Source organism: Glycomyces tarimensis (assembly GCF_054776215.1).
Map to the genome: position 1 here is coordinate 635,860 of NZ_BAAHCB010000005.1, position 23,904 is coordinate 659,763.

Annotated in this window: 23 protein-coding genes; 17 read left to right on the forward strand and 6 right to left on the reverse strand. The window is 70.1% G+C overall.

Features of this window, described 5'->3' with window-relative positions; all coding sequences use genetic code 11:
- Together ACYVK3_RS08400 and ACYVK3_RS08405 are read right to left on the reverse strand one after the other, a co-directional pair.
- Positions 1 to 757, reverse strand: a 757-nt coding sequence (locus ACYVK3_RS08400; RefSeq protein ID WP_460496824.1) for a sporulation protein, incomplete at its 3' end; no start/stop codon positions are given.
- 66 nt (positions 758 to 823) lie between these two features.
- Positions 824 to 2,116, reverse strand: coding sequence for a nicotinate phosphoribosyltransferase (locus ACYVK3_RS08405; RefSeq protein WP_460496825.1), 1,293 nt, complete (start codon positions 2,114 to 2,116; stop codon positions 824 to 826).
- Positions 2,117 to 2,275: 159 nt separating this feature from the next.
- Between ACYVK3_RS08405 and ACYVK3_RS08410 the strand changes: the two genes are divergently transcribed.
- The 9 genes from ACYVK3_RS08410 (at position 2,276) to ACYVK3_RS08450 (ending at position 10,605) form a co-directional block, all read left to right on the forward strand.
- Entirely contained in the window at positions 2,276 to 3,529 is a 1,254-nt protein-coding gene (locus tag ACYVK3_RS08410) for an MFS transporter (RefSeq protein WP_460496826.1), read from the forward strand.
- Positions 3,530 to 3,573: 44 nt separating this feature from the next.
- A complete protein-coding gene (locus ACYVK3_RS08415; protein ID WP_460496827.1) occupies positions 3,574 to 4,056 on the forward strand; it encodes a M67 family metallopeptidase in 483 nt (160 codons plus the stop codon).
- Positions 4,057 to 4,126: 70 nt separating this feature from the next.
- Positions 4,127 to 4,405, forward strand: coding sequence for a MoaD/ThiS family protein (locus ACYVK3_RS08420; RefSeq protein ID WP_460496828.1), 279 nt, complete (start codon positions 4,127 to 4,129; stop codon positions 4,403 to 4,405).
- A 14-nt stretch (positions 4,406 to 4,419) separates the two neighbouring features.
- The gene (locus tag ACYVK3_RS08425; protein ID WP_460496829.1) at positions 4,420 to 5,370 is read left to right on the forward strand and encodes a PLP-dependent cysteine synthase family protein; all 951 of its coding nucleotides are present in this window, start codon (positions 4,420 to 4,422) and stop codon (positions 5,368 to 5,370) included.
- A 31-nt stretch (positions 5,371 to 5,401) separates the two neighbouring features.
- Positions 5,402 to 5,806 (forward strand): hypothetical protein, encoded by a 405-nt coding sequence (locus tag ACYVK3_RS08430; protein ID WP_460496830.1) that lies wholly within the window; start codon positions 5,402 to 5,404, stop codon positions 5,804 to 5,806.
- Between the two features lie 130 nt (positions 5,807 to 5,936).
- Positions 5,937 to 6,740, forward strand: coding sequence for a glutamate racemase (gene murI / locus ACYVK3_RS08435; protein WP_460496831.1), 804 nt, complete (start codon positions 5,937 to 5,939; stop codon positions 6,738 to 6,740).
- A gap of 6 nt (positions 6,741 to 6,746) precedes the next feature.
- Positions 6,747 to 7,505: an MBL fold metallo-hydrolase gene (locus tag ACYVK3_RS08440; protein WP_460496832.1), complete on the forward strand. Its 759-nt coding sequence runs from the start codon at positions 6,747 to 6,749 to the stop codon at positions 7,503 to 7,505.
- A 58-nt stretch (positions 7,506 to 7,563) separates the two neighbouring features.
- Complete coding sequence (locus tag ACYVK3_RS08445) at positions 7,564 to 9,324, forward strand: hypothetical protein (protein WP_460496833.1); 1,761 nt, start codon at positions 7,564 to 7,566, stop codon at positions 9,322 to 9,324.
- A gap of 60 nt (positions 9,325 to 9,384) precedes the next feature.
- A complete protein-coding gene (locus ACYVK3_RS08450; protein WP_460496987.1) occupies positions 9,385 to 10,605 on the forward strand; it encodes a deoxyguanosinetriphosphate triphosphohydrolase in 1,221 nt (406 codons plus the stop codon).
- Positions 10,606 to 10,639: 34 nt separating this feature from the next.
- Here the strand turns inward: ACYVK3_RS08450 and ACYVK3_RS08455 are convergent, their stop codons facing one another.
- The 4 genes from ACYVK3_RS08455 to ACYVK3_RS08470 form a co-directional block, all read right to left on the reverse strand.
- Entirely contained in the window at positions 10,640 to 11,521 is an 882-nt protein-coding gene (locus ACYVK3_RS08455; RefSeq protein ID WP_460496834.1) for an IS5 family transposase, read from the reverse strand.
- A 90-nt stretch (positions 11,522 to 11,611) separates the two neighbouring features.
- Positions 11,612 to 12,865 carry a PP2C family protein-serine/threonine phosphatase gene (locus ACYVK3_RS08460; RefSeq protein WP_460496835.1) on the reverse strand — a complete coding sequence of 418 codons (1,254 nt, stop codon included), beginning with the start codon at positions 12,863 to 12,865 and terminating at the stop codon, positions 11,612 to 11,614.
- A gap of 102 nt (positions 12,866 to 12,967) precedes the next feature.
- Positions 12,968 to 13,654 carry a tRNA (guanine(46)-N(7))-methyltransferase TrmB gene (trmB, locus tag ACYVK3_RS08465; RefSeq protein WP_460496836.1) on the reverse strand — a complete coding sequence of 229 codons (687 nt, stop codon included), beginning with the start codon at positions 13,652 to 13,654 and terminating at the stop codon, positions 12,968 to 12,970.
- Positions 13,621 to 14,457 carry a hypothetical protein gene (locus tag ACYVK3_RS08470; protein ID WP_460496837.1) on the reverse strand — a complete coding sequence of 279 codons (837 nt, stop codon included), beginning with the start codon at positions 14,455 to 14,457 and terminating at the stop codon, positions 13,621 to 13,623. Before ACYVK3_RS08470 ends, trmB begins: the two co-directional genes overlap by 34 nt.
- 369 nt (positions 14,458 to 14,826) lie before the next feature.
- Between ACYVK3_RS08470 and ACYVK3_RS08475 the strand changes: the two genes are divergently transcribed.
- The 8 genes from ACYVK3_RS08475 (at position 14,827) to ACYVK3_RS08510 (ending at position 23,849) form a co-directional block, all read left to right on the forward strand.
- A complete protein-coding gene (locus tag ACYVK3_RS08475) occupies positions 14,827 to 17,352 on the forward strand; it encodes a sigma-70 family RNA polymerase sigma factor (protein ID WP_460496838.1) in 2,526 nt (841 codons plus the stop codon).
- 186 nt (positions 17,353 to 17,538) lie between these two features.
- A complete protein-coding gene (locus ACYVK3_RS08480; protein WP_460496839.1) occupies positions 17,539 to 18,042 on the forward strand; it encodes a GtrA family protein in 504 nt (167 codons plus the stop codon).
- 285 nt (positions 18,043 to 18,327) lie between these two features.
- The gene (locus ACYVK3_RS08485; protein WP_460496840.1) at positions 18,328 to 19,146 is read left to right on the forward strand and encodes a hypothetical protein; all 819 of its coding nucleotides are present in this window, start codon (positions 18,328 to 18,330) and stop codon (positions 19,144 to 19,146) included.
- Positions 19,133 to 19,426: a hypothetical protein gene (locus ACYVK3_RS08490; RefSeq protein ID WP_460496841.1), complete on the forward strand. Its 294-nt coding sequence runs from the start codon at positions 19,133 to 19,135 to the stop codon at positions 19,424 to 19,426. Before ACYVK3_RS08485 ends, ACYVK3_RS08490 begins: the two co-directional genes overlap by 14 nt.
- 39 nt (positions 19,427 to 19,465) lie before the next feature.
- Entirely contained in the window at positions 19,466 to 20,521 is a 1,056-nt protein-coding gene (locus ACYVK3_RS08495) for a hypothetical protein (RefSeq protein WP_460496842.1), read from the forward strand.
- Positions 20,522 to 20,663: 142 nt separating this feature from the next.
- Positions 20,664 to 20,987 carry a hypothetical protein gene (locus ACYVK3_RS08500; RefSeq protein WP_460496843.1) on the forward strand — a complete coding sequence of 108 codons (324 nt, stop codon included), beginning with the start codon at positions 20,664 to 20,666 and terminating at the stop codon, positions 20,985 to 20,987.
- Complete coding sequence (locus ACYVK3_RS08505; RefSeq protein ID WP_460496844.1) at positions 20,977 to 21,771, forward strand: hypothetical protein; 795 nt, start codon at positions 20,977 to 20,979, stop codon at positions 21,769 to 21,771. The genes ACYVK3_RS08500 and ACYVK3_RS08505 overlap by 11 nt, the downstream gene beginning before the upstream one ends.
- Positions 21,772 to 21,776: 5 nt before the next feature.
- A complete protein-coding gene (locus ACYVK3_RS08510) occupies positions 21,777 to 23,849 on the forward strand; it encodes a hypothetical protein (protein WP_460496845.1) in 2,073 nt (690 codons plus the stop codon).
- Positions 23,850 to 23,904: the final 55 nt, after the last annotated feature.

Below are 23,904 nucleotides of genomic sequence, written 5' to 3' on the forward strand. Positions count from 1 at the left end.
TGCGCTGGATGAGCTGCTCCAACTGTGTTCGAACCGTCTCGGTTACGTCGCCGCCCTCGGCGGTGGGCAGGCCGAAGCGGACGAAGCGGTTGTGGTCGGGCGTGAGCAGTCCGCCCGGGTTGTCGGTCTGGATGAGCACATCGGTGTTCGACTGGGTTGCGATGAACGTCACCTCGATCTCCTTGAGCGAGGCGGCGAACTCGCCGGTGGCCCAGTACTCGACCTCCTGGTAGAACGGCATGTGCGAGCCCGGGATCGTGCCCTTCTCAAGGTCGGCGGACTGGAATACGAAGCCCAGGCCCTCCAGCGCGTTCATGACCGCGGTCTGGACCGGCAGCGGCTCGATCGTCAGCTCGTCCAAGTCGCCCTTGTCGAACGCGTTGTCAAGGGCCAGCTTGGTGGAGACGCCGAGCTTCATGCCGGGCAGCGGGCGGCCGGCGACGTTGGACAGCGGCGTCTCCCAAGGCACGGCGGCCTCGAAGTCAATGGAGTGGCCGGTCCCCGGGGCGAGCTGGAACGGGCCCGACACCTGCGCGGAGAAGAAGTCGACGGTGAACGTCTTGTCCTCGCCCTTGGAATCGTCCTCGACGACGGCGGTGTACTCGATCTCGATGCCCTCGACCTTCCCGGCAACCTCACCGCCGGTGAACGCCACCGAACCTTGAAGTGTCCCACCAGGAGTGACATGAGTGCTGGTCAAAGCGGTGTCGACGGAGACTCCGACACCGAAGACGGACTTGAAAACGTTGAACACCACTGGGGTGAGTCCTTTCCGGGAGGATCATAGGGGAGTTGCTCAATCGGGTGAGGGAATCGTATCGTGCTACCCGCCCGAGCGCATCACTACCGGTACCGCCGGGTCACCGGGCGAGAGTTTCAGTCCCTCCCAAGGGATCGAGATGAGACGCTGGCGGAGCAGCTCGCGCGATTCCTCGAGTGTCGGCGCCTCGATCGGCTCGCCCTCGCGGAACAGCGGCCTCTGGAGCCGCTTGTCGCCGGGCAGCGACTCCGGCGCTCCTCGGGAGACGATGACCTCCTCGATGGCCGTCCCGGTCGGCTTGTGCCGCCGGACCGCGGTCTTGCGTCCCCCGGTGGTGCCCTTGTGCTCCGAGCGCTTGGCGACCGGGCGGCCCTCCACTTCGACCAGCTTGTACACCAACTGCGCCGTCGGCGCGCCCGAGCCGATCACGACCGACGTGCCCGCCCCGTACATGTCCACCGGGGCCGCGGCCAGCGCCGCGATCGAATACTCGTCGAGGTCCCCGGAGACGACGATCTTGGTGTCCTTGGCGCCCAGCTCGTCGAGCAGCTCGCGCGCGCCGGTGGCCATGACGTCGAGGTCGCCGGAGTCGATCCTGATGGCGCGCAGGCGCGGCCCGGCCACACTGATCGCGTTGCGGATGCCCTGGGAGATGTCGTAGGTGTCGACCAGCAGCGTCGTATCGGTGCCGAACGTGGCGACCTGGGCCTCGAACGCTGCCACCTCGGAGGCGTGCAGGAGCGTGAAGGCGTGCGCGCTGGTGCCCGCGGTCGGCACCCCGTAGCGCCTACCGGCCTCCAAATTGGACGTCGCGGCGAAGCCGGCGAGGTAGGCGGCGCGGGACGCGGCGATGGCGGCGGCCTCGTGGGTGCGCCTGGATCCCATCTCGAGGATGGGACGCCCGCGGGCGGCGGTGACCATGCGCGCCGCCGCCGAGGCGACGGCCGAGTCGTGGTTGAGGATCGAGAGCGTCAGGGTCTCCAGCAGCACGCACTGGGCGAAGGTGCCCGTGACGGTGACGATGGGGGAGCCGGGGAAGTACAGCTCGCCCTCGGCGTAGACGTCGATGTCGCCGCCGAATCGGTAGTCGGCGAGCCAGGCGGCCGTCGAGTCGCCGATGACCCTGTGCGAGGTGAGGTCCTCGAGGATCTCCTCGTCGAAGCGGAAGCGCTGGATGGCCTCGGCGAGGCGGCCGATGCCGGCGACGACGCCGTAGCGGCGGCCGGTGGGCAGGCGGCGGCCGAACACCTCGAACACGCAGGGGCGGTCGGCCGTGCCGTCGCGCAGGGAGGCCTCGAGCATCGTGTACTCGTAGTGGTCGGTGTACAGGGGTGTGCGCGGGAGCGTGACGGACATGCGAGGAAGCCTAGTGCACGAGCATGACTCGCACGCTTCATCGCTCGGCGCCTCCCGAAGGCCGGCGTCGATGTCGCCGGGCCTACGCTGGCGGTTCCACTGTTGGAAAAGGCTTACCTCGCCGGTCGGCCCGTCGCCCCGACCCGAGGAGCGCCGAACGTGATCGCCCGCGTCGCCGAACGCAAGTTCTCCGGTCCCCGCATGGTCGTCATCGCGACCCTCGCCATGGGGCTGACCGCGCCCGGGCAGACGGCCTCCATCTCGGTGTTCATCGACCCGATCATCGCCGACCTCGGCGTCGGGCGCACCGCCGTCTCCGCCGCCTACATGATCGGCACCCTCGCGGGAGGCTGCTCCCTCCCGTGGGTCGGGCGCGCCGTCGACCGCTACGGGGTGCGCCGGGTCATGTCCGTCGTCGTCGCCGCGCTCGGCCTGGCCTGCGTCGGACTGTCCTTCGCCCAGAACCTGCTCGGGCTCGCCCTCGGCTTCATCGGCGTCCGCATGCTCGGCCAAGGCGCGCTCGGGCTGTGCGCCGCGACCCTCGTCTCCCGCTGGTACGCACGGCGGCGCGGACGGGTCCTCAGCGTCCAGATCGCCGTCGGCGGCGGCATCATCGCCCTCTCGCCGGTGCCGCTGGAGCGCCTCATCTCCGCCTTCGACTGGCGCACCGCCATGCTCGTCGAGGCGGTCGTCGTCGTGACCGTGCTCCTCCCGTTGGCCCTCGTCTGGGTCCGCGACCGGCCCGCCGAGCTCGGGCAGTTCGTCGACGGCGACCCCGCCAACGGCCGCGGCTCGCGCGCCGAGCGAGGTCACAGTCGCGGCCAGGCCATGCGCCAGCCCTTCTTCTGGGTCCTGGTGGCGACCTTCGCCACAGCGGGGTTCTTCAACGCCGCCATCGGCTTCCACCTCATCGCACTGCTCGGCGAGCGCGGCCTGTCGGCCACCGAGGCCGCCGCGAACTTCCTGCCGCAGGCCATCGCCGGGACCGTCGCCACACTGCTGGTCGGCTCGATCCTCGACCGGGCCAGTCCCCGCCTGGTCATCGCCGGGGCCATGCTCGCCTTCGCCGTCGCGTTCGCCTGGGGCACCCTCGCCGAGCCCGGCTGGTCCGCCGTCGGCTTCGGCATCGTCTTCGGCGCCTGCGGCAACGCCCTGCGGGCCATCGAGAACGGCACCACGCCCCGCCTGTTCGGCACCGCCCACATCGGCGCGCTCCGCGGCGTCGTCTCCTCCGCCACCGTCACGTGCGCCGCCTTCGCGCCCCTGATCTACTCGCTGTTCTACTCCTGGACCGGCTCGTTCTCCCTGGTGCTGTGGCTGTCCGCGCTCGTGCCGCTCGCGGTCATGGTGGCCGCGCTCACCGCTCCGATGCCGCGCCCCGGACTCGAGCCGGACGCGCGTCCCACGACCTGAACGACGGCGGCGCCGTGGCGGCCTTCACGTGTACGCTTGTCGTCGTGTTGCGGATTGCGCATGAACTGGTCGAGGCGATGGTCGCCCACGCCCGGGCGGACCACCCGGACGAGGCGTGCGGACTCATCGCCGGCCCCGAGGGCACGGGAGAGCCGAAGCGGCACCTCCCGATGATCAACGCCGCCCGCTCCACGACCTTCTACGAGTTCGACGCCGACGAGTGGAAGCGCGTCTACGACGAGATGTGGGACAACGACGAGGAAGTCGCCGTCGTCTACCACTCCCACACCGCCACCGACGCCTATCCCTCTCGCTCGGACACCGGCATCGCCTCCGAGATGGGCGAGCCGCAGGCGCACTATGTGCTGGTGGCCACCCGCGACCCCGAGGTCGCCGAGGTCCGCTCGTTCCGCATCGTCGACGGCGAGGTCACCGAGGAGCCGATCGAGGTCGTCGGGGCGCCGGACGCCGTGCAGACGTACAAGTTCGCGCACAGCCCCGACTCGACGGTCTACGACTGTCACTGATCCCGCGGCCGCCCGCCCGTGAGGCGGCCGGACGAGTCTGCACCCAATCGCTATGTTCGAAGGAATCTCCATGTCCATTGAAGTCCGCGTTCCCACCATCCTGCGCAGCCACACCGGCGGCCAGAAGCTCGTCTCCGGTTCCGGCGACACGCTCGCCGAGCTCTTCGACGACCTCGACGCCACCCACAGCGGCCTCAAGGCCCGCGTGGTGACCGAAGAGGGCTCGCTGCACCGCTTCGTCAACGTCTACGTCAACGACGAGGACGTCCGCTTCATCGGCGGCCTCGACGCGAAGCTGTCCGACGGCGACTCGGTGACGATCCTGCCCGCCGTCGCGGGCGGTATGTAAGGAGTCGGGAAGCCGTGGCGCGCTACTCCGACATCACCGAGACCCTCGGCGACACGCCGCTGGTCGGCCTGCCGCGGCTCTCCCCCTCGCCCGAGGTCCGGCTGTGGGCCAAGCTCGAAGGGGCCAACCCGACCGGGTCGGTCAAGGACCGCGTGGCGGCCAAGATGATCGAGGCCGCCGAGGACGAGGGACGCCTCACCGAGGGCAGCACCATCCTCGAGCCGACCTCGGGCAACACGGGCATCGCCGTCGCCATGATCGCCAGGCGCAAGGGCTACCGGCTCGTCTGCGTCATGCCCGAGAACACCTCGCTCGAACGCCGCCAGCTGCTGACCGCGTTCGGCGCCCAGATCGTGTTCTCCCCGGCCGCCGGCGGCTCCAACGCCGCCGTCGCCAAGGCCCGCGAGATGGCCTCCCAGCGTCCCGAGCTGGTCATGCTCAACCAGTACGCCAACCCCGCCAATGAGGCCGCCCACTACGAGGGCACCGGGCCCGAACTCCTGCGCGACCTCCCCGGCATCACGCACTTCGTCGCCGGGCTCGGCACCACCGCCACGCTCATGGGCGTGGGCCGCTACCTCAAAGAGCGCCTCCCCGACGTCCAGATCGTCGCCGCCGAGCCCCGCTACGGCGAGCTCGTCTACGGCCTGCGCAACCTCGACGAGGGCTTCGTGCCCGAGCTGTACGACGAGAAGGTGCTCACCCGGCGCCTGTCGGTGGGCACCGAGGACGCCCTCAAACGCACGCGAGAGATCCTCGAGGCCGAGGGCCTGTTCGTCGGGCTGTCGACCGGAGCGGTCCTCCACGCCGGTCTCGCGCTCGCCCGCGAGGCCCACCGGGCCGGACGCAGCGCCGACATCGCCCTGCTCGTGGCCGACGGCGGCTGGAAGTACCTGTCGACCGGCGCCTACTCCGACGGCCTCGACGACGCCGCGACCGCCCTCGACGGGCAGGTGTGGGCATGACGTTGTGCTGCCCGCTTGCTAGCCTGGCCCGATGAGCACCACCGAGCCTGGCCGCACCTTCCTGTCGGAAAGCGCCGCGGACATCCCGCACCAGGGCGGCTCGCCGCTCGGGCCGAGCGGAACGGCGGGCGCCCCGGCGGCGGACCCGCCCGCGGACGAGTCGCCGCAGGTGCGCCTGCGGCGCCTGGCGGGCGTCGCCTCCTGGGCGCTCACGCTGGTCCTGGCCGGCTGCACCGCGGCGATCGTGGGCCTGTTCCACATCTTCGGCGACGGACCGTCGTGGTTCGCCCCCGCGTTCATCACCACCGGCGTGGTCGGCATGCTGCTGACGATGATGGCCTTCGCGACCCTGCGCTTCAAGGGCGTGCCGTGGATGTTCATGGCCGCCGCCACGGTCACGCTGCTGGCCTCCTTCGCGATGCTGTCGATGGCCTGACACCGCGCATTCACGCTGGATTCGAGCTCGCCGCAGGTTTTCCTGTGGCGCTCGCCACCATGTCATTTTGGCGACATTCCCCCGCCGAGGAGCGGCGCCGAACGCGTTTCTGGACGTACGCTCGGAGCCCATGAACGACGCGCCCATCGGGATCTTCGACTCCGGTGTCGGGGGCCTGACCGTCGCCCGAGCGGTCGCCGAGTTGCTGCCCTCCGAACGGCTGGTCTACGTCGGCGACACCGAACACGTCCCGTACGGCCCCAGACCGATCGCGGAGGTCCGCAAGCTCACGCTCGACATCTGCGACCACCTGGTGAAACAGGAGGTCAAGGCTTTGGTGATCGCCTGCAACTCGGCCTCGTCGGCCAGCCTGGCCGACGTCCGCGACCGCTACGACATCCCGGTCGTGGAGGTCATCCGGCCCGCGGCGCGGCGCGCCGTCGCGACCACCCGGACCGGCAGGATCGGGGTGATCGGGACGCGGTCGACGATCTCGTCGGGGGCCTACCTCGACGCCTTCAACGCCGTGCCGGATCTGCGGGTGACCGCGGTGGCCTGCCCGGCGTTCGTCGACTTCGTGGAACGGGGAGTGACAACCGGCCGACAGTTGCTCGGCCTGGCCCAGGGGTACCTTGAGCCGCTACAGCAGTCCGGGGTCGACACCGTCGTGCTGGGCTGCACCCACTATCCGCTGTTGTCGGGACTCATAGGACTGGTGATGGGAGAGGACGTGACGTTGGTGTCGTCCGCGAGCGAGTGCGCTCGCGAACTCTACCGCGTGCTCACCGAGCACGACCTCCTCGCCGAGCGCGAGGGGCCCGCCGAGCACGCCTTCTTCGCCACCGGCGACCCTGATGCCTTCACCCGCACCGCCCGCCGCTTCCTCGGGAACCTCTTCCCGAGCGCCGCGACGGCAGCACTGGACGAGGTGTGATCTGCCATGAAACTCACTGTGATCGGATGCGCCGGCTCCTTTCCGGCGCCCGATACGCCCTGCTCGGCTTACCTGGTCGAGGCCGGGGGCTTCCGGCTGCTCATCGACTTCGGAACCGGCTCGCTCGGCGAACTCCAGAAGTACATCGATCCGCACCTGCTCGACGCGATCATCGTCACCCATCTCCACGCCGACCACTTCTTCGACTCCTGCGCCTACGCGGTCATGCGCCGCTACGCGCCGGCCAAACCCGAGCATCCCGTGCCGCTGTACGGGCCCGCCGGCGTCGCCGACCGCATCGTCACCGCCTACGGCGGCCAGGGCGAACTGTGCCACCCGCTGCTGCGCGACGTCTACGACTTCCGCGAACTCCAGCCCGGCGCGTTCGATCTCGGCCCGCTCACCGTCATCGTCGACCGGGTCGCCCACCCCGTCGAGACCTTCGGCGTCAGGGTCGAGTACGCCGGGTCGTCCCTGGCGTACTCCTCCGACACCGGCCCGTGCGAGGCGCTCGAATCCCTCGCCGCCCACTGCGACGTACTCCTCGCCGAAGCCTCCTATCTCGAAGGCCGCGAGAACCCGAAGGACGTCCACCTCACCGGCAAGGAGGCCGGCGACTACGCCACCAAGGCCGGCGCCGGGCGCCTCCTGCTCACACACCTGGTGGAACCCTGGGGCTCCAGGGCCGACACCCTCGCCGAGGCCCGCGCCGCCTACACCGGACCGGTCGAAGTGGTCAGGCCCGGCCAGATGTACGAGTTCTGATACCCGCTTGGCACGTTCTCGGGATGTCGGTGTTGCGCACTCGGCATAGCTTCGAACCATGTCGAGCTATGGCAATCCGCAGCAGCACAACATAGACCCCGGCCAACCGGTCCCGCAGCAGCCCTACGGGTACCAGCCCCAGGCCTACGTCGAACAGGCCCCGCCCACGGCGAACGCCGGCGGCCAGCCTCCCTACCAACCGCCGGGCGGCTACACGCCCGGACCGCCGCCCGGTCCCCGTCCCAGGCGCCGCGGACCGATCGTCCTCGCCTCGGTCCTCGCCGTCGCGCTCGTCGCCGCCATCGGCGCGTTCGTGTTCTTCCAGTTCGTGTGGACCTCCGGTCCCGACCCGGCCGAGCGCTTCCCGTCCACGGCCTCCATGTACGTCGAGGTCAACTTCGACCCGTCGTTCGACCAGACCCCGAAGCTCCTCGAACGCCTCAACAAGTTCGAGGGCCTCGACTACGACGACACCAACGACATGCTGGCCGACCTGCTCGAAGAGGCCGGCCTCGACGACATCGACGGCGAGGACGACCTCGGCTGGCTGGGCCGCCGCCACGGCCTGGCCATGTGGGAGCACGACGGCGCCCCCTACGGCGTGGTCAACCTCGCCAGCACCGATTCGGACGCCGCACAGGCCGGGCTCGACAAGATCCGCGAGTCCGCCGAGCTCACCGAAGACCAGTGGGCCTACAGCGTCGGCGACGACTCCGTGCTGATGGTCGTCGGCGACCAGGGCGCCGCCGCCGCGCTCGAAGCCGCCGAATCCGAGGCCGGATCCGCCCCGCTGTCCGAATCGGACGCCTACAGCGAGGCCCGCTCCTGGCTCGAGGGCGACCAGCTCCTCGTCTACTGGCTCGACGTCAACGCCGTCACCGAGATGGCCGAGGCCATGGGCGAGGACGACCTCGGCGCCGTCGAGTCGGTGTACTCCGGCAACCTCATCGCCGGCTTCTCCGCCTTCGACGACGGCTTCGAGCTGTCCTACCGCCTCTTCGGCGACCAGGACGACCCGTGGACCGGCTCGGAGACGCTGCTCGACGACATGGGTCGGCTGCCCGCCGCCGACTTCGCCGCCTCCGCCGACATCCCCGAGAACCTCGCCGAGGTCGCCGAGGAGTGGATGAGCGAGCTCGAAGGCATGAGCGGCGACGGCGAGACGGCCGTCGAGCCCGACGTCGAGGGCGGCCCGCTCACCGACGACGAGTACGCGGAGTACCAGGCCCTCGACGAGCAGTGGTGGAACGACACCCTCGCCGCCGAGGACGAGGCGCGCTACGCCGAACTCGAGGAGCGCTACTGGAACTACGGCACCGAAGACGAGCCCATGTACACCGAAGACGACGGCTACGGCGCCGACATGGCATCGGCTTTCGGTTCCATCGAGGAGGTCGTCGACCTGCTCTCCGGCGCGCAGCTCTCCCTCACCGCCGACTTCCCGGCCGAGGGCGAGGAATTCGACCCCGAGTCGATCTTCGCCTCGGTGCTGCTGGCCGACGACCGCGCCGCGGAACTCGAGTCGCTCGTCGACGACATGTCCGGCGGCGAGGCCCTGCCCGAGGGCGTCGAGGTCGACGGCTCGCAGCTGAGCTTCCAGGGCGGCAACGTCGGCGACGGGCACCTGGCCGACGACGACCGCTTCGCCGACTTCGCCGAGGTCGCTCCCGACAGCGCCGCGCTCGCGGTGTGGGTCGACATGACCGACCTCACCGAGTACGAGGAGTTCCACGAGGCCGAGCCGCTGTCCGCGTTCGCGTGGGCGCACGGCACGGTCGACGGCGACGGCACCGGGGTGGCCCGCCTGTACATCAAGTAGCCGCGACGTTCGAACAACGGGATCGGTCACGCTACGCTCGACGGCGTGACCGATCCCGTTCTGCGTGCCACCGACTCCGCGGAGCGCCGGGTGCGCGAGCCGGAGTCGTTCCGGTCGCCGTTCCAGCGCGACCGGGCGAGAGTCCTGCACTCGGCCGGCTTCCGGCGCCTGGCCGACAAGACGCAGGTCCACACCGCGGGCACGGACGACTTCCTGCGCACGAGACTCACCCATTCGCTCGAGGTGGCCCAGATCGCCCGCGAGACCGGCGACAAGCTCGGCTGCGATCCCGACGTGGTCGACGTGGCGGGACTGGCGCACGACCTTGGGCACCCGCCGTTCGGCCACAACGGCGAGGACGCGCTGCACGACGCGGCGCTCCCTTGCGGAGGCTTCGAGGGGAACGCGCAGACCCTGCGCGTGCTCGCCCGCCTGGAGGCGAAGATCCTCGACGCCGAGGGCCGCTCGGTGGGCCTCAACCTGACACGGGCCTCACTGGACGCGAGCTGCAAATATCCCTGGCCGGCCGGCCGGGCGCCCCGCAAGTTCGGCGTCTACGCCGACGACCGCGAGATCTTCGACTGGTTCCGCTCGGGCGCCCCTGATGGACGCCGATGCCTGGAGGCGCAGGTGATGGACTGGTCCGACGACGTCGCGTACTCGGTCCACGATGTCGAGGACGGCCTGCACGGCGGCTATATCGACCTGGCGCGGCTGATGGACGACAAGGACGAGCAGGCCGGGGTCTGCGCCGACGTGGCCGGCCGCTACTCGGACGAATCCGCCTCGACGCTCGGCGAGGCCCTGAGCGACCTCCTCCGAGACCCGGTCATGCGGAGCCTCCACGACTACGACGGCTCCTTCACAGCGCTGGTGGCCTTGAAGAACTTCACCTCGACGATGGTCGGCCGCTTCGTGAACGCGGCGGTCACCGCGACCCGGGACCGGTACGGCGGCGAGCCGCTGCGCCGCTACGACGCGAACCTCATCGTCCCCGAACCCGAGCGCGTCCAGTGCGCGCTGCTGAAAGGCATCGCATGGCGCTACGTCATGCAGCCGAGGACGGGCGAGGCCTACTACACGCGCCAACGCGAGATCCTGACCGAGCTGGTGGCGCTGCTGAGCGACCGCGGACCCGACGCGATGGAACCGATGTTCGCCGAGTCCTGGCGCCGGGCCGCGGACGACACCGGTCGCCTGCGCGTCGTGATCGACCAGGTGGCGTCGCTGACCGATGCCTCGGCCGAGGCTTGGCACGCCAGGCTCTCGGGCGGCGCCTGAGCCGCGCTCAGAACTCCGGCGGTCCCGCGCGCCTCTAGGCCGTGTTTGGTAAGTCGCGGAGCCAGTTGACGATGATGGCCGCCTGGACGGTGGCCAGGTAGCGGACGGCGAGTTTGTCGTATCGGGTGGCGACGGCGCGGTGTTGTTTGAGGCGGGCGATGGTCCGCTCGATGCTGGAGCGGTCCTTGTAGTGGTCGGCGTCGAATGCCGGTGGCCTGCCGCCTCGGGCGCCGCGCCGTTGCCGATGCGCGATCTGGTCGGCCGGTTCGGGGATGGTCGCTTTGATCTGGTGTTCGCGCAGCCAGGCGCGGTTGGCTCGGCTCGAGTAGGCGCGGTCGGCCATGACGCGGGTCGGGCGTTGTCGGTCCCGGCCTCCGCCGAGCCGGGGCACGGCGATGGCTTCCAGCAGCCCGATCATGTGTGGGCTGTCGCCTGCCTGGCCTGGGGTGACGGTGGCGGCGAGTGGATATCCGGCGTTGTCGCAGACCAGGTGCAGTTTGGTCGGCCACCCGCCCCGGGAGCGGCCGAGGGCGTGGTCGACCGGCTCGGCGCGGACGCTGCGGCGCCCGGCGCCGGCTGCGGCCAGGTGTGCCCGGGCGGTGGTCGAATCGATGCTGAAGATCCAGCTCAGTCGTTGCTCGGCGCGCGCCAGGGCCTGGAGCGATCGCCAGATCAGCGTCCAGGTGCCTGAGCGCTGCCAGGCGCAGAACAGCCAGTAGACCGTGGACCAGGGCCCGTATGCGGGTGGGAGGTCGCGCCAGGGTGATCCGGTTCGCACCCGCCAGGCGATGCCGTTGACCAGGACGCGGCGGCTGCGGGTGATCGGTCGGCCGAGCTTGTTCGGCTCGGGCAGCCACCGGCGCAGCCGTTCCCACTGGTTGTCGGTCAGGTCCCTGCGTGCTGTTACGCTCGACAATTGAAGCCTCCGGGTGAAACTTGTTGCAGCACAACAGATTCAACCGGAGGCTTCCTCAATTCTCAAACACGGCCTAGGGGAGGGCCGCGCTCAGAACTCCGGCAGTCCCGCGCGCCTCTTGGGAAAGTCGGGTGTCGGCGGTTCGGGGCCGATCCACTCGGCCATCAGGACGGTCGCGTCGTCGTTGAGTCTGCCGCCGTGGTGGTCCAGGATGCTGCGGATGAGCCGGCGCAGGGTCTCGGGGGCCGGCAGCTGATCGGTGTGGTGGCGGATGAGGAAGTCGGTGAACTGCCGCAGCCCGAATTCCTCGCCGGCGGCGTTGCGGGCCTCGGTGATGCCGTCGGTGTAGAGCACGAGCCGGTCGCCGGGTTCTAGCTGCTCGGTGCACACCGTGGGCTCCGAAGCCAGATCGGCGCCCATGGGGTGGGCGGGAGGGCACTCCAACGTGGTCGACCAGCGTTTGCCGCGGATGACGATGGGGGCCGGATGGCCGCGGTTGACCCACGTCAGATCGCCCGACGCCGTGTTCAAGGTGGCGATGGTGCCGGTGACGAACTGGTTCCCCTCGAACTGCTCGACGAGGACGCGTTCGATCGCGACGCTGGCCTCGGCCAGGTCGATGTCCCGGCGGCGCTGGTTGCGGTACGTGGCCACGGCGATGTTGGCCGCGATCCCCGCCCTGGTGTCGTGCCCCATGGAGTCGAACACCGCCAGGTGGGCCGTGTCGCCGAAGACCGCGTAGTCGAAGGCGTCGCCGCCGACCTCGTAGGCCGGTTCCATGAGGCCGCTGATCACCACGTCGGCGTCCGCGTACGTGCGCGGCGGCATCAGCTGCCATTCCAGCTCGGCGGCGACCTCCATCTGCTGGGTGCGCAGCAGGCGCGGATAGGCGTCGCTGGACCGGCGGCGGGCGATCAAGACCAGCGCGACCATCGAGGCGAGCAGTTCCCCGTGGCGCCGCGCGCGCGGGCTGTCGTCGGCGCTGCTCACGCGGAGCACACCGAGGCGTTCGGTGCCCTTGATGAGCGGCGTCCACCACACCGACCGGCCCTCGGAGTCCTGGGACGCGAGCACGGTCTCTCCGTACTGGAAGGCGCGCCCGGCCATGGTGCCATCGACCGAGTGATCCCGCTGCGAGCCCTCCGCCGCGTCGGTGTCGGATCCGGTCATCTCACGCAGGACCTCCTGCTGGAGATCCACGAGAAAGACGCCCACGTCCTTGAGCCCGGCCAAGGCGGCGCACCGGTTGACCTCGCGGGGGAGGTCTCTGAACGACACCAGATGGCTCACCCCCAACAGGGCGACGAGCATGGCGAGGAGATCCTCCTCGCGGCGAGCGTTCATGGGCCGTTCCCTCCACCGCGCGATCCGTCGGCCCTGTCGGCCGCTCGGGGGCGCCACGTGAGTATTCCACCGTCCGTGGAATCGAAACGCGGAGCGCCGGCGCTAGGGCTTGCGGAAGATCAGGTCGAAGATCGGGCGTCCGGCCTTGACACCGCGGCGCTCGAACTTGGTGATCGGGCGGTGGTCCGGCCGGGGCGCGTAGCCGTCGGCGGTGTTCTCCAGGCCCTCCTCGGCGGCGAGGACCTCCAGCATCTGCTCGGCGTAGTCCTGGATGTCCGTGGCGCAGTGGAGTATGCCGCCGGGGCGCAGCAGGCCCCGCATCGTCGCCACGTGCGCCGGCTGGATGATGCGCCGCTTGTGGTGGCGCTTCTTGGGCCACGGGTCGGGGAAGTAGACGCGGATCTCATCGAGCGAATCCGGCGCGATGCCGTGCCACAGCAGCGGGAGCGCGTCGCCGGAGTAGATCCGCACGTTGTCGAGTCCGCGCTCCTCGGCGCGGGCCATGAGGTCGGCCACGCCCTGCGGGTAGACCTCGACGGCGAGCAGGTCCCGCTCCCGATCGGCGTCGGCCATCGCGGCGGCGGCCTCGCCGTTGCCCGAGCCGATCTCGAGGACGAGCGGGGCGCGCCGTCCGAACAGCTCGGCGGGGTCGATCCTGCCGTCCTCGGGCTTCCACTCGACGCCGTAGCGCGGCCACAGGCGCTCCATCGCCTCGTCGTGGCGCGGCTTGTTGCGTCCTTGGCGGAAGTTGAACGTCAGAATGTGGCGGTGCTCGGTCTGCTCAGGCATAACCGTTCGAGTTTAGCGGGGGACTCGTACGAGCGCCCTCTGACGCCGCCGGTGGAGTCGCTGCGCCGCGCCTCGGGGCGCGGCGGCGGGTCCTCGTCGTCGTCGCGCAGGCTGCCGTTTTCGAACAGGAACGATTCCCGGTGCTCTGCGGGCTCGTCGTAGTCGCCCTCGGAACCGGGCTGCTCAGGTACGTACGTCGGTGGGCCCTCCTCGGGGTCCTCCGGCTCGGCGGTGAGCATGGCGCGCGCGGGGTGAGCCGCCTTGGACTTGAGGAGCCGCTTGGCACGGGCGCGCAGAAAGTACACGTACGCGCCGAGAACGGCGACGGCGACGACGGTGCCGAACCAGAAGCCGGGCCCGGCGATGATGACGCCGAGCAGCTCGGCGAGCGTCAGGGCGATGAGCACGTAGAGGATGCGGCGGTGACGCCGCCGCCACCACTCCGCTCGCATCTCTCGAAGCCTGGCCGTCTCACGCATCTCGGGGTCCTCGCCGGTCACCGATTGGTCGACTTCCAACCGTACCGACTCTCCTCGGCGATTGCCGCGCCGCTCCCACATTCGGGGCGCGCGCCGCTCCGGAGGTGTTGGCGCCGAAGGAGGTTCGTCGGCATCGTCGATCCGATCGACGTCGTGGGGGAGCGGACGGCCCGCACGGTGGGCGTCCCTGGCCAGGACGCGCGCGTCGGAGGCGGCCCGGTCGGCGATCATGCGCTCGTCGGGGTCGTAGCGGCGCACCAGCGCCGGGGTCAGCGCGAGCAGGCTCGTGGCCACCAGCAAGGCCAGCAGGACTGAAGCGGGCATCTCTCACCTCCTGGCCTTGTTTCGCGGGTTTCAGTGCATTAGCCAACGGTACGCAATAACCTGACAGATTTCCGACAGTTAACTGGAACCCCGCTGTATGCCCCCAATACCATCACGGATGGTCACAATCACATCACCGATCACGACAGTGTCGGATATTTGCCCGCCAATGCCGACATCGTCCTCTTCACGTAGATGTGGTTTTCGCCTAACCTCTAGGCACAACTCGAACCGTAGTCATTCGTTAACCCAAGGGAGACTCCGAAAAACTCCCCTGCCCGAAGTATCGATCACCTCGCCCGCGAGCGCATGACCCGAGCCCTCCGATAGTACGAGCTCGGCGCAACCAGGAAGGAGCACCGGCGCACCATGCCCGACACCATTCCCGCCGGCGAGCCCCGAGGCATCGACGCCCGCGCCACCGAGTCCCCCGACGCCCTCTCCGACCCCGAGCTCATCGCCGCCACCCGCGGCGGCGACACCACCGCCTACGCGGTCCTCTACGAGCGCCACGTCCACGCCGCCCGCCGCCTCGCCCGCATCCTCGCCAGGGACGCCGCCGCGGCCGACGACCTCGTCTCCGAGACCTTCGCCAAGCTCCTCCACACCTTCCGGGAAGGACAAGGCCCCGACCTCGCCTTCCGCCCCTACATGCTCCGCACCCTCCGCAACACCTTCTACGACCGCGTCCGGCGGGACAAGCGCGTCGAGTTCACCGACGACCTCACCGAGCACGACTCCGGCGAGATCTTCGTCGACCCGGCCGTCGAGGGCGCCGAGCGCCGCTATGCCGCCCTCGCCTTCGGCAAGCTCCCCGAGCGCTGGCGCATGGTCCTGTGGCACACCGAAATCGAGGAGGACAGCCCCGCCCGGATCGCCTCCATGCTCGGCATGACGCCCAACGGGGTCGCCGCCCTCGCGTACCGCGCCCGCGAAAAGCTGCGCCAGAACTACCTCAACGAGCACGCCGCCGACTCCCCGCCCCAGGAATGCCGCTGGACGGTCGACCGCCTCGGCGCGCGCGTCCGCGGGAAACTCGGCCTCCGCGACGCCGAGAAGGTCGATCGCCACCTCGACGGCTGCGTCCCCTGCAACCTCCTGTTCGCCGAGCTCACCGAGCTCAACTCCGGCATGCGCGGCGTCATCGCCGGCGTCTTCCTCGGCTGGGCCGCCGTCCCCTACCTCGCCTCCGGGGCCGCCTCCGCCGCCGGCATCGCCGTCGGCGGCGCCATCGGCGTCCTGCTGGCCCCCTTCAAGGCCGTCGCCGGCTGGATCAGGCGCGTCGCCCAGCGGCTCGGCGCCAAGGGCAGCGTCGCCACCGGCACCGCCGCGGTCGTGGTCGCCGCCGCCGCGGTCTTCGCGCTCACCTCCGATGAACGCGAAGAGGAGCCCCAGGCCGCGCCCGAGCCGCCCGCGGCCTCCGGATCCCTGGACGAGGAGCCCGCCGCCGAAGAGGAGGAGGACGGTCCCAGCGCTCCCGAGACCGAACCCGACCCGGAGGACCCGGCGCCCGACCCCGGCCCCGCACCCGGTGACGCCCCGGACGAGCCCGCACCCGCGGACGAGGACGAGCCGGCCGATCCGCCGGAGATCCCCGGCTCCTACACCATCGGCCACGGCCTCGGCACCACCGGTCTCGCCGCCGGTAGTGAGTCCGTGCTCCCCATCCGCCTCAGCGAGCCCGTCCCCGGCGGCGGCCACGCCCCCCGCACCGAACAGGACCGGCCCGCGACCGAGGCCGCCCACATCACCGAATCGGCGCATCCGCAAGTCGCGGCGAACGCCGTCACGCTCGACATCACCGCCCCCGAAGGCGTCACACTCGCCTCCGCCACCGCCGAGCCCGAGTGGCAATGCGAGAGCGAGGGCCACCGCATCCGCTGCGCCGTCGACGAGATGCCCGATGCGGCCGCGGCAGACGTTCGCGTCCGCGTCGCCGAGCACCTCAGCGGCTACCAGACCTTCACCGTGGCCGTCTCCGGTCCCGACATCAGCGGCAGCACCGAACTGCGCATCCCCGTCGCCCCCACCGGCTCCGTCGTCGGCTACGCCAGCATCGACGCCACCGGCGTCACCGCCGCCGGCAACACGCTCATGACGTGCGCCGTTCCCGGCTGCCGCGAGGCCGCCGCCGCCGGGGCCGGCGACCGCTATCCGATGAAGCCCTACAAGGCGCCGGACGGCCACCCGCAGCCGCCCGCCGGGCGCGAAGGCGAGGCCGTCAGCGGCGCCGCCGTCGACCTCCCCGCCGGAGCCGAGGTCGCCTGGGCGGGGCTGTACTGGGCGGGCGTCCATGACGACCTGCCCACCGACGTCGCGCTGGCGGGGCCGGACGGCGCGTGGACGAATCTCAGCGCCGCGGCCGTCCGCGACACCGATCCCGGCGCGCAGGCGTTCGCCGAGGTCACGAACCTCGTCTCGGGTGGCGGCGAGTACTGGTTCGCGGTCGACAACCACGCCCTGCCGACCTCCGAGTGCCTCGAATGGCCGCCCTCGGGCAAGGCGCACTGCCTGGACCGGCACTGGGCCGGCTGGTCGCTCACCGTCGTCTACGCCGATCCGGGGGCAGAGCCGCGCGAGATCGCCGTCTACGACGGTGCGCCCGCCTCCGACACCGAGATCGACGTTCGCGGCGGCGAGGTCACCGTCGCCCACACGCTCTGGGGCGGCTCGGCCTACCACCCGAGCGACTCGCTGACCGTCAGCGGCCGGAGCCTCGGCCAGCCCGCCGTCTGCCGAGCGAACGGAGCCTTGAACAACCCGCACTGGTACACCTTCGGCGTCGACATCGCCGTCAACACCGCCACGGTCGCAGATTCGGGCACAGTCAGGTTCGACCGAGGCGGCGATGCGTTCATCGTCGGCGTCCTAGCGGTCGCGGCCCCCGGGGCCTAGGACGGTCCTGTGCATCAGAACGGCCGCCGGCCGGTCCATTCGCCCGCTCGCCGCGTTGTCAGGACGCCCCGATGCAACACCGTATCGGGGTGCCCTTCCGCCTTGCCAGCGAACGAGCGGCATCAGCTGTCGACCCGCCCGGATTCACAGGACAGTCCTGACGGCGCCACAGGCTACGCTGGGCCTGTGCCGACCTCCACCGAGACCTCGCCGCAGCCGCCGTACACCCGGAATCCGCTGACGCGCGGCTGGAGACTGCTGCGGTCGCACAGCGGGGAGCTGTCCCGCTTCGTCGGCGTGGGCGGCTCCGCCTACCTCCTCGACGTCGGCCTGTTCAATCTGCTCCTGGTCTTCCTCGACTGGCCCGATTGGACCGCGAAGGTCGTCGCGACCGCCGTCGCGACGACGTACGCCTTCTTCGGCAATCGACACTGGACCTGGCGCGACCGACTCGGTTCGGCGACCGCCCACCGCCAGTACCTGCTCTACTTCTTCTTCAACGGCCTCGGGCTGCTCATCGCGCTTGGATGCCTGTGGGCCAACAACGGTCTCGCGCAGGCCTGGCCGCAGTACTTCGACAACGTACTGGCCAAGAACATCGCCGCGAACGTCGTCGGAGTCGGCATCGCCTCGGCGTTCCGCTTCTACGCCTACCGCACGTGGGTGTTCCGCCGGCCCAGCGGCACCTGACACCGGGCGGCAACCGCATTCGACAATGAACCTTTGGTAACAATTCCGTGATCAGGGTCTTGAGTGCTGTTGCGGGAGTGGCGTTCACGCCACTCCAAATCGTACGGCTGTTCGTCGCCAGAGGGCCTTGCCGGCAGCGTTTGCGCTGGTCGGCGAGGGTGTACGCCGCATAGGTATTGCATTATGTACATACAGCGCCGAAACGGGTGTGTCCCCCGACTTCCAGCCAACTCTGCTTATTATTGCTTCCTTCCCGCAACGACGAACACACCACCTGGAGACTTCTTGACGGACAATCCCATGGGGGAGCGCTCTCATACGAGCGACTGCGGCAATGTCACCGTGACCGTGTCCGAAGCGTCCGCGCCCGCGATCGAGCTCGCCGAAGGCGCCGTGCGCATGTTCGCCCGCGACCTCGCCGAGCTCGTGACCGCCACCGCCCGCGCCGCCGCCGACGGGTACATGGCCGAAGCGACGACGGAAGCGGACGCTCCCTCCATCGACGACACCATCGCCCAGCTCGAGCGGCTGCGCGGCAGCCTCGACGACGACGGCCTCATCGCCACGCTCGACGCCCAGCGCGCCGCGAGCGAAGACCCCGAGGAGCGCGCGGCCCGCGAGGAGCGCAACTTCGAAGGGGTGCCCCACCTCGCGCTGCCCCAGTCGGTCGTCGACACACTCGGCTCGACCATCGAAGTGCTCAAGCGGCTCGGCGGCGGCCCCGCCGGCCCCGGCAGCGGCGCCGAGATCGAACAGCCCGTGGGCAGGGCGATGAGCCCGAGCAAGCTCGTCAGTGTCGAGGCGGCCCCCGGCTATCCCATCGCCACGGTCTCGCTCAGCAAGCGCGCGTGCGAGATCGGCCCTCGGGCACTCGCCGCCGAGATCGAGACGGCGGCCGCCGCCGCGGTCGAAGACCTCGCGTCGCGTCAGGACGAGTTCTTCACCGGCATGGGCCTCCCGATAGGCCCCGGCGACGTGACCCAGCTGTCCCAGGAGGTCAAGGGCCTCGGCGCGCAGGCGCAAACGGACATGACGACCATCCAGCGGCACGCAGAGGACATGACGCGGCTGCTCTATCGAGGGGGCTATTTTGGTCAGCGTTGAAACCCAGAGGATCAGGGACCTCGGCGATGCGGTCCGGGGACCGGTGCTGGCCACCCTCGAAGAGGCCAACGAGATCCTGCCGAAGCTCCGCGAGATCGACCAGGACCTCTACACCTCCGTGCATCCCACCTTGGCGATCGCCTACACCGCCGGCACGAGCTACATGTACTCCATGGTGCAGGGCGCCGCGGAGTGCTTCGCCGGCATGAGCGAGGCCCTCACCGCCGCCGCGGACGGCTGGGACGGCGCGGACGAGGAAACGGCGAAGAGCTTCCAATGAGCACCCCGACCAACCCTGAGCGTGGAAGGTAGTCACCGCATGGGATACAACGCCCCGGACCCGCAGCAGTTCGCCGGCATGGAGCAGGCCTACTCGATCATGGCCCCGAGCGCCGCGGTCCTGATCACCATGCCGGCCTTCGTCATCGGAGGCCCGGTCACCCACATCTCCCGCATCGTCTTCATGAACCAGTGCAACCCGGGCAAGATCATGAGGATCGGCGCGGAGTGGCTCCAGCTCACCGAGAAGTACCTCGCCGCCGCCGATCAGCTCGAGGAGGAGATCGGCAAGATCCAGGAAGGGGAGTGGGAGGGCAAGGACCGCGACGCCTTCAACGAAAAGTCCCAGCAGGTCATCGAGCAGCTGAAGACCATCGGGGCGTACTCGCTCCTGGTGGGAATACAACTGATCGCCATCGCCTCGATGCTCGCGGTCATGGTGCCCTTCATGCTCGCCGTCGCCACCATGCTGCAGGTCTGCGCGGTCCTGATCCTCGGCTGCCGGGCGGTGCCGCCGCCCGCCGGGCAGGTGATGGAGATGACGCTCAGGGCCAACGTCACCGCCATCGCCATGTCGAACCTCGCCGCGCTCAAGGCCCTGGACGAGGCGATCAGCGTCGCCGCCAAGGCGCTGGCGGCCGCCATGACCGCCGAGATGTCCGTGTCGTGGACCGTCCTGGCCGCGAATGGCAACGTTGTCAATCCTGTCGACACGCTGGGTTCAACCGGATTCAGCATGCTCCAGGGCCTGGCGCAGATGACGATCCGCAACCTCATGGCCCCGGGCCGGACGGGCACCGGAACCCTCGGGAAGGTCTCGCCGAAGCTCGACGGGGCGCTGGCGAAGGCCGGACCCGGGATGGTCGGGTTCGCGGGCGGCCAGGGTCTCTACAACATCGGCAACAACTCCCAGGCCATCGCGGACCCGGACGCCCGGAACGCGATGAAGGAGGCCGGGATCGACGTCGGCAACCTCGACTTCGTCCCGAACAACCACGGCTTCGAGGACGCCGCCCGCGGCGCCGGAACCGGCGACGCGCCCCCCGAGTGGAGCGTGCCCGGACCCGAGGAGAAAGGGGCGCCCGAGTCGTCTTGATCGGCTGGACTGCCGTTCGATCCTCGTCCGCGTGATGTCGCGCCATCCGTATACATACTCAATATCCAACCGAAGCGCATGGTCCTGCCGGGCCGGGAACCGGCCGGCACCGCGACTCGCCCTTTAGCAGATTGGCAAGCCAATGGCAGCAAGAGAACTCGACACCGAGGCGCTCGAGGAGTACCGGACGATCGTCCGAGAGCAACTCGACCACCTCGAAAGCATCATTCCCAGGCTGGAGAAGGGGCAGCGGCTCGGCCGCCTGCCCGCCTTCGGGCAGCTCGACTCCGCGGCCACCGCCCGCGCGAACTACGAGACGTTCCACGAGACGACCTGGAACAACCTCCAGGACCTCCGCCAGTCCCTGCACGGGATCATCAAGACGCTCAACGACTCCGCCGAACTGTCCGAAGAGTCCGACCAGGCCGCCGCGACCGAGATGGACTCCTACGCCAATGAGCTCTAGGCCCCTCCGCCGCCGGAACGGGCGCGCGCCGATGATGCTCGTCGCGCGAGCGCGCACCGCCGCCGCCCTCGCCGCGGCCCTCATGCTCGCCGCCGGATGCGGCTCCGGCCAGGACTCCGACGGACCCGAGGCCGGCGAGTCGGTAGGCGGTTCGCTGGCGACCATGTCCGGCTGGCTCGGCTGCGAGGTCTTCGCCGACCTCCAACCGGTCCAGGAGTATCTGGGCGTCACCGCGGTCGACGGGCAGCTCCAGAGCGACGGCATCGGCGAGGGCATCGACGCCGAGGCGGCCGGATGCTCGGGGCTGTTCGACCTCGCCACCTTCGAGGACGTCCAGGGCACGTTCGAGTACCGCGTCACCGGGGACGCCGCGATCCGCGCCGGACTGGCCCCCTGGCCCACCGACGAGGAGGCCCAGGCGAACTTCGAAGACCGCGTCGACGTCCGCCGCCAGAACCTGCCGGGCATCGAGTTCACCGACGAGCACGAGGGCGAGCTCGGCGGTGCCTGGGACGACAGTCGTTCCTTCAGCGCCGTCACCGAGCACCGCCACTACATCGACGCCTACGGCCGATCCGGGTCGTGGGTCGTCTACATATCGATCGACTACCTGCACGACCCCGGCGTCGGGGCCTACGAGTCCGCTCCCGAGTTCTATCCGGACTCCAGCCCCGAGGCGATGGCCGTGTATCCCTTCACCGCCGACCAGGTCGTCGAATGGGTGACGCAGGAGTACCTGCCCGCCCTCCAGTCCGACATCATCGAGCGAGCCGAGAGCGAGTAGCGGCCATGGCCGAAGAAGAAGAGTTCGAACGCGTCGACTACGGCGACATGGACGAGGGCATGTCCCAGTCCCAGCACCAGGTCGCCACCAACGACCTCATGGTCAAGCCCAGTTGCAGCACGGATTCGTGCACCTGCAAGGTCGAGGAGCCGGCCGAGACGGCATGGATCAAGCTCATGTCGGCCGTGCCGCAGGCGAACCAGATCACGAACCTGCGCGCCGGCCGCGAGGGCACGATGATGCTGCCGGAGGGCCAGACGATCCAGAGCATGGTCGCCTCCATCCGCCCGCAGCCGGAGGCCGACTACGCGCTGGACACCATCCGCGACGAGTGGATCGACTTCTATGAGGAGCTGCGCATCATCGGGCCCAAGCTCGAACAGGGACTGAAGGACCTCTCGCATGGCTGGAAGGGCGACGACTTCGACGCGTTCGAGGAGGAGTCCGAGACCGTCATCAAGAACTGCCGCACCGTGCTCAACGACATCGGCGGCGAGGACGGCGCCGACGGCATCATCAAGATCCTCGACGTCAAGCAGGCGGAGATCTTCGAGCAGCAGGGCGGGACCGCCTGCGTCTACCCGGCGCCGAAGTTCTACATGGAGGGCACCCACTGCGGTACGCACCGCATCCACATCCGCCCCCCGTTCTTCAGAAGCTGCGTGATCGAGGAGAACGACGAGATCAAGCACGCCGTCGAGCTGGCCGGCTTCGACCCGTCCGTGGTCGACGAGGTCCACGACGGCCGGCAGGCCACCTACGACGACTGGGTGGAGTACGTCACCGCCAATCCCGACTACACCGAGGACGGTCTCTCGGGCGAGCCCCTGGCGAGGAAGAAGGCCGACGACTGGGCCGACGGACGCTTGGTGGCTATGGGCGCGAAGGGCTCCGAACAGCTCGAGGAGCAGGCCGCGATCGTCAATGAGGAGGTGACCGAGCGCCACAGCAATGTCGAGGCGCAGGTGACCGAGATCGAGCCCGAGTCCAAGCCGGCCGAGCAGACGACCTTCGGCGGCGAGCCGGGGGACTTTCCCGACAGCGGGGGCCTCGACATACCCGACGGCAAGGGCATTCCCGACATCCCTGGGGGCGAGAACCCGAACCTCGACGGCATGACCGGCCCCAACGAGCTCAGCAACCTCGGCGGCGGACCCGACGTCCCCGGCGGTGACGGTCCGAACAGCGGCTTGAACGGCGGCTTGAACAGCAGCTTGCACGGCGGCGGCACCCCGCCCGGCGACATCTCGGGAAACACCGATCTCGGCGGGCTGGACGAAGACAGCCCCTTCGGGCCGGGCACGGACCCGGACAACCTGGGCGGCACCCCGCCCGGCGACTACGGCAGCCCGAGCGTCGAGAGCGTCGGCTCGCCCGGCGTGAACGCCGGCGGGAGCCCGCCAGGCGACTACTCCAGCGGTCGCACGCTCTCGGATCTCGACAGCGACAAGCCCTGGAACACGCCGGACACGCCGGATCCCGATGAACTCTCCGGCGGTCTCGCCGGCGGCGGCCCTGGCGGCGTGGGCGGGCCGAACCTCGGCGGTGGCGGCACGCCGCCCGGCAGCGTCGGCGGCGGCGGGCTTTCCGGCGGTGGCATCGGTGGCGGTATCGGTGGCGTCGGACGCCCGCCGGGTTCGATCGGAAGCACGAAGGGGCTCAGCGGCGGCGGGCGGCCCCCGGGCTCGATCGGAAGCACGAAGGGGCTCGGTGGCGGCAGCGGTCCCGGCGGCACCACCGCCGGGCGCCCGCCCGGTTCGGTCGGCGGCGGCGGGCTCAAAGGCGGTGGCCTGGGAGGCGGTTCGGCGCCCGGTTCGGGCGGTCGAGGTGCCGGCGGCCTCGGCGGCGGCACGGGTGGTGGCGCGGGCGGCGGCGCGGGCGCCGGGCGCGGTGCCGGCGGCCTCGGTGGCGCCGGACGCGGTGCCGGTGGTGCCGGCATGATGCCGGTCGGCGGCGGTGCCGGAGGCGGCAGCGGTCCCGGCCAGGACAATCCGCACGAGCGGAAGGTCTGGCTGGTCGAGGACGACGACGTGTGGGGCGGCGTCCCCGAAGACGAGGACGAGGACCCGTACGCATAGACCACCGGGACGCGGGGCGGCCACCGTGCAGGCCGCTCCGCGCCCCGGTCTCCAC